This is a genomic window from Sagittula sp., from assembly GCF_052825245.1.
The window spans coordinates 1-12,505 of sequence record NZ_JBRBWD010000034.1 but is presented as its reverse complement, the minus strand read 5'-3'; the positions used below and the strand labels follow the sequence as shown (position 1 = coordinate 12,505).

Annotated in this window: 10 protein-coding genes; 4 read left to right on the top strand and 6 right to left on the bottom strand. The window is 69.8% G+C overall.

Going from position 1 to position 12,505, the window contains the following annotated elements; translation table 11 throughout:
- Positions 1-61 precede the first annotated feature (61 nt).
- The 4 genes from boxA to ACU0DV_RS15005 all read left to right on the top strand — a co-directional run bounded on the left by boxA (position 62) and on the right by ACU0DV_RS15005 (position 4,881).
- Positions 62-1,246 (top strand): benzoyl-CoA 2,3-epoxidase subunit BoxA, encoded by a 1,185-nt coding sequence (boxA, locus tag ACU0DV_RS15020; protein ID WP_446242532.1) that lies wholly within the window; start codon positions 62-64, stop codon positions 1,244-1,246.
- A 118-nt stretch (positions 1,247-1,364) separates the two neighbouring features.
- Positions 1,365-1,778, top strand: coding sequence for an acyl-CoA thioesterase (locus tag ACU0DV_RS15015; RefSeq protein WP_446242531.1), 414 nt, complete (start codon positions 1,365-1,367; stop codon positions 1,776-1,778).
- Positions 1,779-1,868: 90 nt separating this feature from the next.
- Positions 1,869-2,780 carry a helix-turn-helix transcriptional regulator gene (locus ACU0DV_RS15010; protein WP_446242530.1) on the top strand — a complete coding sequence of 304 codons (912 nt, stop codon included), beginning with the start codon at positions 1,869-1,871 and terminating at the stop codon, positions 2,778-2,780.
- Positions 2,781-2,814: 34 nt separating this feature from the next.
- Entirely contained in the window at positions 2,815-4,881 is a 2,067-nt protein-coding gene (locus ACU0DV_RS15005; RefSeq protein WP_446242529.1) for a 3-hydroxyacyl-CoA dehydrogenase NAD-binding domain-containing protein, read from the top strand.
- Positions 4,882-5,120: 239 nt separating this feature from the next.
- Here ACU0DV_RS15005 and ACU0DV_RS15000 read toward each other — a convergent pair whose 3' ends face one another.
- The 6 genes from ACU0DV_RS15000 to ACU0DV_RS14975 all read right to left on the bottom strand — a co-directional run bounded on the left by ACU0DV_RS15000 (position 5,121) and on the right by ACU0DV_RS14975 (position 12,350).
- Positions 5,121-6,527 carry an exonuclease domain-containing protein gene (locus ACU0DV_RS15000; protein ID WP_446242528.1) on the bottom strand — a complete coding sequence of 469 codons (1,407 nt, stop codon included), beginning with the start codon at positions 6,525-6,527 and terminating at the stop codon, positions 5,121-5,123.
- A gap of 1 nt (position 6,528) precedes the next feature.
- The gene (locus ACU0DV_RS14995; protein WP_370311151.1) at positions 6,529-7,023 is read right to left on the bottom strand and encodes a hypothetical protein; all 495 of its coding nucleotides are present in this window, start codon (positions 7,021-7,023) and stop codon (positions 6,529-6,531) included.
- A gap of 414 nt (positions 7,024-7,437) precedes the next feature.
- Positions 7,438-9,261: a DUF294 nucleotidyltransferase-like domain-containing protein gene (locus tag ACU0DV_RS14990; RefSeq protein ID WP_446242527.1), complete on the bottom strand. Its 1,824-nt coding sequence runs from the start codon at positions 9,259-9,261 to the stop codon at positions 7,438-7,440.
- Between the two features lie 205 nt (positions 9,262-9,466).
- Positions 9,467-11,248, bottom strand: coding sequence for a sodium:solute symporter family protein (locus ACU0DV_RS14985; RefSeq protein WP_100930019.1), 1,782 nt, complete (start codon positions 11,246-11,248; stop codon positions 9,467-9,469).
- Positions 11,249-11,253: 5 nt separating this feature from the next.
- Positions 11,254-11,538, bottom strand: a complete 285-nt coding sequence (locus ACU0DV_RS14980) for a DUF4212 domain-containing protein (protein WP_100930020.1) — start codon at positions 11,536-11,538, stop codon at positions 11,254-11,256.
- Between the two features lie 125 nt (positions 11,539-11,663).
- Positions 11,664-12,350 carry an adenylate kinase gene (locus tag ACU0DV_RS14975; RefSeq protein ID WP_446242526.1) on the bottom strand — a complete coding sequence of 229 codons (687 nt, stop codon included), beginning with the start codon at positions 12,348-12,350 and terminating at the stop codon, positions 11,664-11,666.
- Positions 12,351-12,505 lie beyond the last annotated feature (155 nt).

Below are 12,505 nucleotides of genomic sequence, written 5' to 3'. Positions count from 1 at the left end.
CCCCTTGCCCACCCAGAGAGTCACAGAGGTGTCCCCGGCGCGGGACCCCGTGGGAGGATTGATGAACAAGCCGCTGAAACAGCACCTGATCGACCCGGAGATCTGCATCCGCTGCTACACCTGCGAGATGACCTGTCCGGTCGAGGCGATCACCCACAACGACGAGAACGTCGTGGTGGACCCGGACAAGTGCAACTTCTGCATGGACTGCATCCCGGTCTGCCCCACGGGGTCCATCGACGAGTGGCGCGTGGTGCGCGAGCCCTATTCGCTGGACGCGCAGTTCGGCTGGATGGAACTGCCGGAGCAGGAGGACCTGGGCGCCGACGAGGCGGAAACCGGCCTCGAGGCGCTGGACGAGGCGATGGCGGCGCTTCTGGCGGAGGCGCATTCGGGGGCGGGCGGCAAGGCGAAGGCGCCGGCCTCGGCGGCGAAGGCGACGGTGAACCTCTATACGCTGGGCAAGCCCGCGACCGCGAAGGTGACGGGCATCGTGCCGCTGACCAAGGACCCGGAGCACGACGTGCGCCACATCATCCTCGACTTCGGCGGCCAGCCCATGCCGGTGCTGGAGGGCCAGTCCATCGGGATCGTCCCGCCGGGCGCGGATGCGGAGGGCAAGCCCTTCCTGCCGCGGCTTTACTCGGTGTCGAGCCCGCGCGACGGCGAGCGGCCGAACTACAACAACGTCTCGCTGACGGTGAAGCGGGAGAAGGGCGGGCTCTGCTCGAACTACCTGTGCGACCTGAAGGTCGGCGACGAGGTGCGGGTGACGGGGCCCTTCGGCGCGACCTTCCTGATGCCCGACGACCCGGAGGCGCGGCTTCTGATGATCTGCACCGGCACCGGCTCGGCGCCGATGCGCGCCTTCACCATGCGGCGCCAGCGCACGGTGGGCGGCAGGTCGGGGGGCATGGTGATGTTCTTCGGCGCGCGCACGCCCGACGCGCTGCCCTATTTCGGCCCGCTGAAGAAGGTGCCGGAGGCGCTGCTGGAGCAGCACCTTGTCTATTCGCGCCAGGGGGAGGCGAAGGAATACGTGCAGGACCGGATGCGCGCCGAGGAGGACCGGGTGGCGGAGCTGCTGGGTGATCCGAAGACCCATGTCTACATCTGCGGTCTGCGCGGCATGGAGGATGGGGTCGAGAAGGCGCTGACCAACATCGCCGAAAGCATCGGCCAGCAATGGACGGCGCTGCGCGACGCGATGCGCGACGAGGGGCGCTATCACGTGGAGACGTACTGAGCGGGCGGGGCCGTGCGTGGGGGCCAGCCCCCACACCCCCGGAGTATTTCGGAAGCAAAGAAGCAGGGGCGGGGTCGCGGTTTTTCCGGCCTTTGGCCGATGATCGCAGGAGTGGGGTATGGGTCAGCCGTTCGAGCATGAGATCCGGGTGACATGGGGGGACTGCGATCCGGCGCGCATCGCCTACACGGCGCGCATCCCCTGGTTCGCGCTGGATGCGATCAACGCCTGGTGGGAGGAGAAGCTGGGGGACGGCTGGTTCCAGATGGAACTGGACCGCGGCGTCGGCACGCCGTTCGTCAACATGACCATCGATTTCCGCAGCCCGGTCACGCCGCGCCACCGGCTGATCTGTGCCGTGCGCCCGGTGCGGCTGGGCGAGACCTCGGTCAGTTTCGAGGTGCTGGGGCGGCAGGACGATGTCCTGTGTTTCGAGGGGCGCTTTACCTGCGTGTTCATCGATGCGCCCACCTTCCGCAAGGCGCCGCCGCCGGAGGATATCCGGGCGGTTGTGGAGGCGCATCTGGACTGAGGCGCGTCTGTGCGGCGGGGCCGGTTTGGCGTTGCCACCGCGGGCGAAGCGGCTAGTGTGTGCACTATAATTCATAACGGTGCGAACGGGATGAGCAAGGCTGGGCCTCTGACACAGGACATGGCGACGCGCGGGGCGGAGGCGGACCGGGCCGTGGAGGCCCTGCTGGCGCGCGTGGGCGAGCGCGTCCGCCGCGCCCGCGAGGCACGTCACATCCCGCGCCGCGTGCTGTCGGAGATGTCGGGCGTCTCGCCGCGCTACCTCGCGCAGCTGGAGACCGGCGAGGGCAACATCTCCATCGGGCTTCTGACCAAGGTGGCCTGCGCGCTCGACCTGTCGGTGGAGCGGCTGGTGGGCGAGGACGATCCGTGGTCGTCCGAGGTGCTGCGCATGTCCGAGCTGTTCCGCCGCGCCGACCGGGGGATGCAGGCCCGCGTGCTGGCCATGCTGGAGGCGCAGGCGCCGGAGGGCGCGCGGGCGCAACGGGTGTGCCTTGTGGGCCTGCGCGGCGCGGGCAAGTCGACGCTGGGTCGGCTGGCAGGCGAGGCGCTGGGCGTGCCGTTCCTTGAGCTGAACGCGGAGATCGCGCGGATCGGCGGGATGCCGGTGGCGGAGATCATGGCGCTTTATGGGGCCGAAGGCTACCGGGAGCTGGAGGCGGAGGCGCTGGAAGGCGTGATCTCGGCCCACGAGCGGATCATCCTGGCGGTCGGGGGCGGGCTGGTGGCGGAAAGCGCCACCTACGAGCGGGTGCTGGAGCGGTTCCACACGGTCTGGGTCAAGGCCTCGCCGGAGGAGCACATGGCGCGGGTGCGCGCGCAGGGCGACCTGCGGCCGATGGCCGGTCAGCCCGAGGCCATGCAGCAGCTGCGCACCATCCTGCGGGCGCGCGAGGTGCTGTACGAGCGGGCGCATGCGCAGCTCGACACCAGCGGCGCCGGCCTGGGCGAGAGCCTGGAGGCGATGAAGGCGCTGCTGGCGGACGAGGGATTTCTGGACTGACAGGTGGCACGGGCTGCCGCGGAAGGAGTGACGGATGGCTGTGAGCTGCCGCAGAGAGGGCACGGCCCTGATCGTGACATTGGACAACCCGCCGGTGAACGCCATCGGCCTCGCGGTGCGCGAGGGGCTGGCCGCGGCGCTGGAGCGGGCCGGGACGGAAGAGGCGCTGAGCCGCGTGGTGCTGACCGGCGCGGGCCGGGCCTTTGCCGCGGGCGGCGACGCGCGGGAGTTCGACGCGCCCGCCGTGGCGCCGCACCTCAACGACATCGTGGCGGGCATCGAGGCCTGCGAGGTGCCCTGGGTGGCGGCGATCAACGGCGTGGCGCTGGGGGGCGGCTGCGAGCTTGCGCTGGCCTGCCGTTACCGGATCGCGGCGCCGGGGGTGCAGATCGGTCTGCCGGAGGTCACGCTCGGCGTGGTGCCGGGGTCGGGCGGGACGCAGCGGCTGCCTCGGCTGATCGGCATGGCGGCGGCGCTGGACATGATCCCCACGGGCAAGCCGGTCAGCGCGGAGAAGGCGGAGGCGCTTGGGCTGGTCGACGGGCTGGCGGAGGACCCGCTGGCGGTGGCCCTGGGGCTGGACGTGGGGACGCTGGCGCTGGCCACGCCGGTCTGCGACCTGCCCGCGCCGGAGATGGACGCAGAGGCGGTGGAGGCGGCGCAGGCGCAGGCGGCGCGGAAGATGCCGCAGCAGGTGGCGCCGCTGACGGCCATCGCGCTGATCGCCTCGACCCCGGCGGTGACGCTGGCGGAGGGGCTGGCGGAGGAGCGCACCGCCTTCCTGACGCTGCGCGCCGACAGCCAGGCGCGGGCGCTGCGGCATGTCTTCTTTGCCGAACGGGGGGCCAAGGCGCCGGAAGGGCTGGACGCCGCGCCGGGCGACACCGGCCACGTGGCGGTTGTCGGCGGCGGCACGATGGGCGCGGGGATCGCCTATGCCTGCCTGAACGCCGGGCTGCGGGTCACCCTGCTGGAGACCGACGCCGACGGGGTGGCGCGGGCGGAGGCCAACGTCGGGAAAATCGTCGAGGCCTCGCTGAAGCGCGGCCTGATCTCGGCGGCGGGCGCGGAGGAGCGCCGCGCGGGGCTGGCGGTGACATCGGATTACGCGGCGGCGGCGGGCGCGGGGCTGGCGATCGAGGCGGCCTTCGAGTCGATGGAGGTCAAGCGCGAGGTCTTCGGCCGGTTGCAGGCGGCGCTGGCGCCTGACGCGGTGCTGGCGAGCAACACCTCCTACCTCGACCTCAACGAGATCGCGCGGTCGGTGGACGATCCGTCGCGGGTGGTGGGGCTGCACTTCTTCGCGCCCGCGCACATCATGAAGCTGCTGGAGATCGTGAAGGGGGAGGCGACCTCGGACAGGGCGCTGGCCACGGGCTTTGAGCTGGCGAAGACGCTGAGGAAGGTGCCGGTGCTGGCCGGGGTCTGCGACGGCTTCATCGGCAATCGCATCCTTGCACGCTACCGCGAGGCGGCGGACACGGTGCTGATGGACGGCTCCACGCCCTGGGAGATCGACGAGGCGATGGTGGATTTCGGTTACGCCATGGGCCCTTACGAGGCGCAGGACCTGTCGGGGCTGGACATCGCCCACGCCAACCGGCGACGGCAGGACGCAACGCGCGACCCGGCGCGGCGCTACATTCCCATCGCCGACCGGATGGTGGAACTGGGCAAGCTGGGGCGCAAGACCGGGGCGGGCTGGTATCGCTACCCGGGCGGCGGCGGCAAGGTGGAGGACCCGATCGTGGCGGACCTCGCGCTGGAAGAGGCGCATTTCGCCGGGATCGCGCGCGTCGACTACGCACCGGACGAGATCCGCGAGCGGCTGCTGCTGGCGATGATCAACGAGGCTGCGGACATCCTGGGCGAGGGGATCGCGGCCTCGGCGCGCGACATCGACCTGGTGACGGTCTTCGGTTACGGCTTCCCGCGCTGGCGCGGCGGGCTGATGTGGTATGCGGACGAATGGGGCGTGCCGGAGATCGTGGCGAAGCTGAAAGCGCTGGCGGAGGAAGACCCGGTCGCTTGGAAGATGTCGCCGGTGCTGCAGGACTGCGCGGCCACCGGAACGCCGCTGGCGGAGTGGCGGCGCGCCTGAGGGGTTTCGCCTCGCTGGCGCGAGGCGACCGGCGCGCCCTTCGGGCGCGATGGGGGCTTTGGCCGTGAAGCGTTCGCCGGACAGAGAGGGCGCGAGGGCGTGGAGGCCCTGCCTTTTCAGGTATTTATGACCAAGATGAAGGGGAGCGCGTGCCTTGTCCTTCATCTTGGCAAAAATACCTGACTTCGCCGAGATTGTCAGGCCGCGTGCCGTTCGGGCAAGGGGGCGGCAGTGGTCACTCAGTTCATGTCTTCGAGCAGGCGGCCGTGGCGTTTCGTTTCCGCGAGGACGTCCGAGAGCGTTGCCATGCCGCGCGCCTCCAGCATGGGGAGCATGCGGCTGAAGACCTCTGCCGTGGCGTGGGCGTCGCCCAGTGCGGTGTGGCGCAGGTCCGGCGGGATGGTCACGGCCAGGCGGTCGCAGAGCGCGTCGAGGGTGTGGGTCTGCGACGCGCCGAAGAGGATCGCCGACAGCAGCACCGTGTCGAGGATCGGGTGGGTCCATTCCACGCCCATGCGTGCCTTGTGGCGGTGCAGGAAGGCCATGTCGAACGGCGCGTTGTGTGCCACGATCACGCTGTCCCGGGCGAAGGTGTGGAAGCGGCGCCCGGCCTCGGCGATGCCCGGGGCCGTGGCGACCATTGCATCGGTCACGCCGTGCACCTTCGAGGAGGCGGGCGGGATCGGGCGGCCCGGGTTGACGAGCTGGTCCATGCGCTCGCCCGGCACGATGCGTCCGTTGACCATGCGCACCGCGCCGATCTGCACGATCTCGTCCTTGTGGGGCAGGAGGCCCGTCGTTTCGGTGTCGAACACCGTGTAGGTCAGCCGTCCGAGCGGCATGGCGTCGAGCGCGCCGGACGCCTGGTCGAGCAGGGCGAAGTCGTAGGTCAGGGGGCGGGCGGCCTCGGGCGGGAGGTCGAGGTGCGAGGCATCCACGAGGATGATGTAGCCGCCGCCGTCCATCGGGCGCAGCCTGGCGTCGTAGCTTTGCGCGCCGTCGTGGCCGGGCAGGGTGGCCGTGACCTCGCGCCCGGTCTTGTTCATCTGCCTGCGCAGTCCCTTGAGCGCCCCGCCGTCGAAGTAGTCGGTGACGGGCGCGTTCAGCCGGGGGATGCCCTGCGAGGCCAGCACCTCGGCGGCCTGCCCGTCGTAGAGCACGATCTGGTCGGCGCTGCCGACGAGGATCGTGGCGACGGGGATCTCGGTCAGCAGCGCGGTCAGGCGGGCCTTCTCGGATTCGAGCCGCGCGGTTTCGGCTGCGATGCGGTCGGCGCTGGCCAGCGTGCTGGCGGAGAGCTGGGAGCTGAGCGCCGAGGCGGCGGGGCCGAGGTCGCCCAGATAGCGCGCGGCGTCGGCATCGACGCGGGTGGCGATCCCGGCATGCGCCCGGGCGCGGAGTTCGGCGGAGAGGCGTTCGATGGGCTTTGCCACGTTCTCGTCGAACAGCAGCCAGATCCCGGCGCAGAGCGCGGTGAACCCGAAGGCGATGAGGATCGCGGCGAGGGTGAAGCCGTTGGCGTCATCCGTGCTCTGCGCCCGTGTGTAGCCGAACCACAGCGCCGCGCCCGCCAGCGCCGTGCCGCCGAGCGCGATCAGGCAGAAGAACAGGAAGATCCGCAGTCGGAGGCTGAGGCCGGAGAACATGTCACGCCGCCTCGCAGACGGTCTTCACGATCGGGTCGTCGGCGCCGACGTCGCGCCAGACCGGGGGCGAGTCGTCGCCGAGGGCCGGGTCGGCGCGGCGTCCGGCGTCGCAGTCGATCATGATGTCGACGATGGTGACGGGTTTCCAGCGGCCGAAGAAGTAGAGCTTTGTCAGGAAGGTCTGCGGGGTTTCCATGTTGGGCCTCAGGCGCCCGGTCTCGACCGCGACGAAGCGGTCGGTCATCGGCACCACGTAGGTCCATGGCCGCCACGGCGCGCTGGAGGTGACGGATTGCGCCACGGTCAGTCCCTCGGGGAGGTTGCCTGCCATACGCCCGTACCAGCTGTATTCGGAGGAGATCGTCGCCGCCAGCATCGCCGCGCCCGCGCCAACGGGTATCAGCCATTTCGGCAGCCGCGTGACCCGCGTCAGCAGCAGCATGGCACCGGCCCCGGCGAAACCCGCGAAGATCACGGCCAGTAATTCCAGGAACATCGTCTCTCCTCCTTCACGGGGTGTGCGCCGGACGGGTCCGGGCCTTGCCCCTTGTCCTTCAACCCCGCGGGGCCGCCTTGGGGCGCCGCGCGGGGGGCGACCGACGCGCCCATGCCGTCGCGTGTCCCTGCCTGTCCGCGGCCTGCGCGGCCACCGGAACCTTCACCTTCTGCGCCGCACCGCCGTCCGCCCGGGGCTCCGCCCGGGGCTCCGCCCGTTCGCGGCTTGAAAGGTCCACAGAACCTTTCATCGGCTGCGCCGCACCGCCGCCTGCCCGGGGCTTCGCCCGTTCGCGGCTTGAAAGGTCCACGGGGCCTTTCATCGGCTGCGCCGCACCGCCGCCTGCCCGGGGCTTCGCCCGTTCGCGGCTTGAAAGGTCCACAGGACCTTTCATCGGCTGCGCCGCACCGCCGCTCACCCCAGCATACCCTTACCGTGTCCCAGGGCCGATTGCAGCGACTTCACCACGACGAAGGCGTTGCGCAAATGACTTCGCTCAAAGTCGGAGAGGCTGGAGGGCGCGAGGTAGTTGTCCGGGGCTTCGCCGGCCTTGGCCTGCCGGGCCTGATGTTCCAGCCGCGTCTCGGCGATCAGGTCGTAGGCGTCGATCAGGTCCTGCCCGCCGCTCTGGCTGAGCACGCCCGCGGCGACCGCCGCCTCCAGCCGGGCGCGGGTGTTGGCCATGGCCAGCCGTCCCTGAAGGGCGTAGACGCGCCCGAGGTCCACCACCGGCACCACGCCGGAATGCTTCAGGTCGATGCGGTTCTTGTATTCGCCCGAGCGGATCGTGGCGAAGCCGCGCAGGAGGCCCAGCGGCGGCGTGTGTTTGAGGGAGTTCGACACCATGTGGGCCACGAAGATCGAGTTCTTCGAGGCTTCGCGCAGGGTGTCGTGCTGCAGCGCGTCGAGCAGGGCGGGGTCGCCGCCGATGGCGCGCAGGTCGAACATGACGGAGGCGAGCATCTGCGCCTCGGGGTTTGGCCTGTTGATCCAGTTGCGGAAATAGCCGCGCCAGGTGGCGAGCGGCTGGCACCAGCGCGGGGCGGAGGCCATCATCTCGCCCGGGCAGAAGACGTAGCCGCAGGCGTCGAGGCCGGTGGTGACCTCCTGTGCCAGCGCGGTGAAATAGGGGCGCATGTCCTCGGTGAAGTCGTCCGAGAGGATCAGCACGTTGTCCTGATCCGAGACGCCGGTCTGCTCCTGCCGGCCCTGGCTGCCGCAGGCGGCCCAGAGGTAGGGAACCGGGGGGCGGCCCAGCCTAGCCTCTGCCAGCGTCAGGAGCCGCCGGGTGGCGGTGTCGGCGATGTCGGTGATCAGCCGGGTCGTGACCTCGTGCCGGTTGCCGCCCGCGACGAGCTGCACCAGCAGTTGCGGGATGCGGGCGGTGACGCGGGCCATGGCCTGCACGTCACCGGCCTGCGCGATCTCGGACACCAGCTCGGCTGAGGTCATCGCCTGGAAGCGGGTCAGGTCGGTCTGGGTGACCATGCCGACGAGGCGCGGCCCCTCGGTGATCGGCACGTGGCCGATGCGCCGCTCCATCATCATGTGCAGCACGTCGGAGCCGATGGCAGAGGGCGGCAGCGTCACGGGTGCTGCGGTCATCACCCGGGTCACGGGCGTGTCGAGCGGCAGGCCGCCGCCCACCACCTTGCCCGAGAGGTCGCGGACGGTGGCGATGCCGCGCAGCATGCCGTCCTCGGTGATGCAGATCGAGGAGACGTGGCGCTCGTCCATCATGCGGGCCGCCTCGCGGACGGTCGTTTCGGGCGGGCAGGTGAGGGTGCGGGTGGCCATCAGCGTCTCGACCCGGCTGGTGGCGAGGTCGGCGCGCCGGGGCTTGGCGGCGCGGCCCCGGTCGAAGAACTTTGCCACGGCGGGCTGGGTTTCGACGAGGCGCAGGAAGTCGGGGCGGGGCAGGACCAGCAGGAGCGAGTCCTCGGTCGTGCGGGCGGAGGTCACGGCGCGGCCGTCGCGGGTCAGGCCGCGTTCGCCGAAGGAGTTGCGCGGCCCCAGCGCGGAGATCTGCACGTCGTTGCGGTCGCGCACGGCGACGCCGCCGGAATGGATCAGGTAGAGCCCCTCGAGCGGGGCGTCGAGTTCGTAGACCGGCTGGTCCGCGGCGATGCTCTGCGGACGGAAGGCGGGCAGCAGCTCCTCGAGCACCTCGGGCGCAAGCGCGTCGTAGGGGTGGACCGAGGTCAGGAACCTGCGCAGGGCGTCTTTGTCGATCGGCATCACGGGTCCTTTGCCAAGAACGTGTGCCCGGCATAGCGCGGGGCCTTGCGGAAAGGGAAGGGACGTCGCGCCCGGTCGGGTCTTTTCGGGGCCGCCGCGGCCCGGCCTGCGCGCTGCGTGGTCAGCAAGGCGGGGCAGGGCGGTCGAAAAAGGCCGGACCCGCGGGGGCGGATCCGGCCGTTGCCTGTCGGTCTGGTCGCTGGCCTCAGTGGCCGTCGACCGCGGTACCTGCACCGCGCGGGATGCGGACCGATTCAACCAGTTCCTCGATCTCGCGCGGGATCGGCTTGGTCATCGACGACACGGTGAAGGCCACCGCGAAGTTGATGAGCGCACCCACCGCACCGAAGGAGGTGGACTTGATCCCGATGAACAGCGGCGCCGCGTCGGTGTAGCTGTTGGTGTCGGGGATGAAGAACCAGCCCTTGTGCAGGAAGATGTAGACGAGGGTCACGATCAGGCCCGCCAGCATGCCGGCCACCGCGCCCTTGTTGTTCACCTTCGAGAAGATGCCCATCATCAGGACCGGGAAGATCGACGCCGCGGCGAGGCCGAAGGCAAGCGCCACCGTCTGTGCCGCGAAGCCCGGGGGGTTGAGACCGAGCCAGGTGGCGACGGCGATGGACACGGCCATGGCGACGCGGGCCGCCATCAGTTCGCCCTTCTCCGAGATGTTCGGGGTCAGCTGGCCCTTCATGAGGTCGTGGCTGACGGCCGAGGAGATGGCGAGCAGGAGACCGGCCGCGGTCGAGAGCGCGGCGGCGAGACCGCCGGCGGCGATGAGGCCGATGACCCAGCCGGGCAGGTTGGCGATTTCCGGGTTCGCAAGAACCAGGATGTCGTTGTTGAAGTTGGTCAGCTCGTTGCCGGTCCAGCCTTCTGCGGTGGCCCGTTCCTGCATGTCGGGCGACTTGTCGTTGTAGTACTGGATGCGGCCGTCGCCGTTCTTGTCTTCCCAGCCGAGCATGCCGGTCTGCTGCCAGGTGGCCATCCAGTCGTACTCGGGGTCGTTCTCGATCTGCTCGATGCTCACGGCCTGCGCCGCGGTGCCTTCGGGCCAGAACTGCTGGGTGATGTTCAGGCGGGCCATTGCGCCCACGGCCGGGGCCGTCAGGTACAGCAGCGCGATGAAGACCAGGGCCCAGCCCGCCGACCAGCGTGCGTCAGAGACCTTCGGCACGGTGAAGAACCGCATGATGACGTGCGGCAGACCGGCGGTGCCGATCATCAGCGACAGGGTGAAGAGCACCATGTTGAGCGTGTCGCCGTTGTGCGCCGTGTACTGGTTGAAGCCCAGGTCGGTGACGATCTGGTCCAGCGTCGTCAGCAGCGGCGTGCCGTCCGCGGTCGAGCCGAAGAGGCCGAGCGCCGGGATCGGGTTGCCGGTCAACTGCAGCGAGATGAAGATCGCCGGGATGGTGTAGGCGAGGATCAGCACGACGTACTGCGCGACCTGCGTGTAGGTCACGCCCTTCATGCCGCCGAACACCGCGTAGGCGAACACGATCACCGCGCCGATCAAGAGGCCGGTGGTGGTGTCGACTTCGAGGAAGCGGCCGAAGGCCACGCCGACGCCGGTCATCTGGCCGATCACGTAGGTGATGGAGGCGATGATCAGGCAGAGCACCGCGACAAGGCGCGCGGTCGGCGAGTAGAAGCGGTCGCCGATGAACTCGGACACGGTGAACTTGCCGAACTTGCGCAGGTAGGGCGCGAGCAGCAGGGCAAGCAGCACGTAGCCGCCGGTCCAGCCCATCAGGAAGGCGGAGTTGTCGTAGCCGGTGAAGGCGATAAGGCCCGCCATCGACAGGAACGACGCCGCGGACATCCAGTCCGCCGCGGTGGCCATGCCGTTGGTGACCGGGTGAACGCCTCGGCCTGCGGCGTAGAATTCCGATGTGGAGCCCGCACGGGCCCAGATCGCGATGCCGATGTAGAGCGCGAAGGACGCGCCCACGAACAGCAGGTTGATGGTAAACTGATCCATGGCTCTTATTCCTCGTCCACGCCGAATTCTTTATCGAGCTTGTTCATCCGCCAGGCGTAGAAGAAGATCAGCGCCAGGAAGACCAGGATCGACCCCTGCTGGGCAAACCAGAAGCCCAGGTCGGTGCCGCCCACGGCGATGCCGGACAGCAGCGGGCGCAGCAGGATGCCGAAACCGAAGCTGCACAGCGCCCAGATGACGAGGCAGATGATGATGAGGCGCAGGTTGGCTTGCCAGTAGCTCTTGCCAGCCTCAGCCTGCGCGGCCGAATTTGTGGTATGGTCCGCCATGTTGCGGGTCCTCCTTCCCAGTTGTCCTCGCCCGCGGGGCCTGACGGCCCCTTGGACGCTCCTCTCTTTATGCGCGGGTCTGCGCGTCCCCGCGGCCGCCCGGGCCGCAGGGCTGGCCGTGGCTGTCAGGCCGTGGCCGTCTTCACGATCGCGGTCATCTTGCGCGCGATGTCGTCGATTTCGCCCATGGCATCGATGCCGATCAGCGCACCCTGGGCCTTGTAGTAGGCAATGAGCGGCGCGGTCTGGGCGTGGTAGGCGTCCAGACGGCTGGCCACCGTCTCGGCGTTGTCGTCGGCGCGGCGTTTGAACTCCGTCCCGCCGCACTTGTCGCAGGTGCCTGTGGCCTTCGGCTGCTTGAAGCTGTCGTGGTAGCCCTCGCCGCAGCCGCCGCAGGTGTAGCGGCCGGAGATGCGGGTCACCATCGCGGCGTCGTCGACCTCGAGGCTGACGGCGGCGTCGATCTTCTGGCCGGTCTCCTCCAGCAGCCGGTCGAGCGCCTCCGCCTGCACGGCGGTGCGCGGGAAGCCGTCGAGGATGACGCCCTTCGCGCAGTCGGGCTGGGCCATGCGGTCGCGCAGGATGGCGATGACGATCTCGTCCGAGACAAGCTCGCCCGCTTCCATCACCGACCTGGCGTGCTGGCCGGCCTCGGTGCCCGCGGCGACTGCTGCGCGCAGGAGGTCGCCGGTGCTGAGCTGGACGAAGCCGAACTGCTCTTCGAGCATCCGGGCCTGCGTGCCCTTGCCGGCCCCCGGGGGGCCGAGCAGGATCAGAACGGGGGAGGTGTTCGGGGTCTGTGCGCCGTCCATCGGTCAGGCCCCCCTGTTCATTCTGTTTTCGATGAGGTCGTCGACGACGGCTGGTTCTGCGAGTGTGGATGTGTCGCCGAGTGCGCCGTAGTCGTTTTCCGCGATCTTGCGCAGGATGCGGCGCATGATCTTGCCGGAGCGGGTCTTGGGCAGGC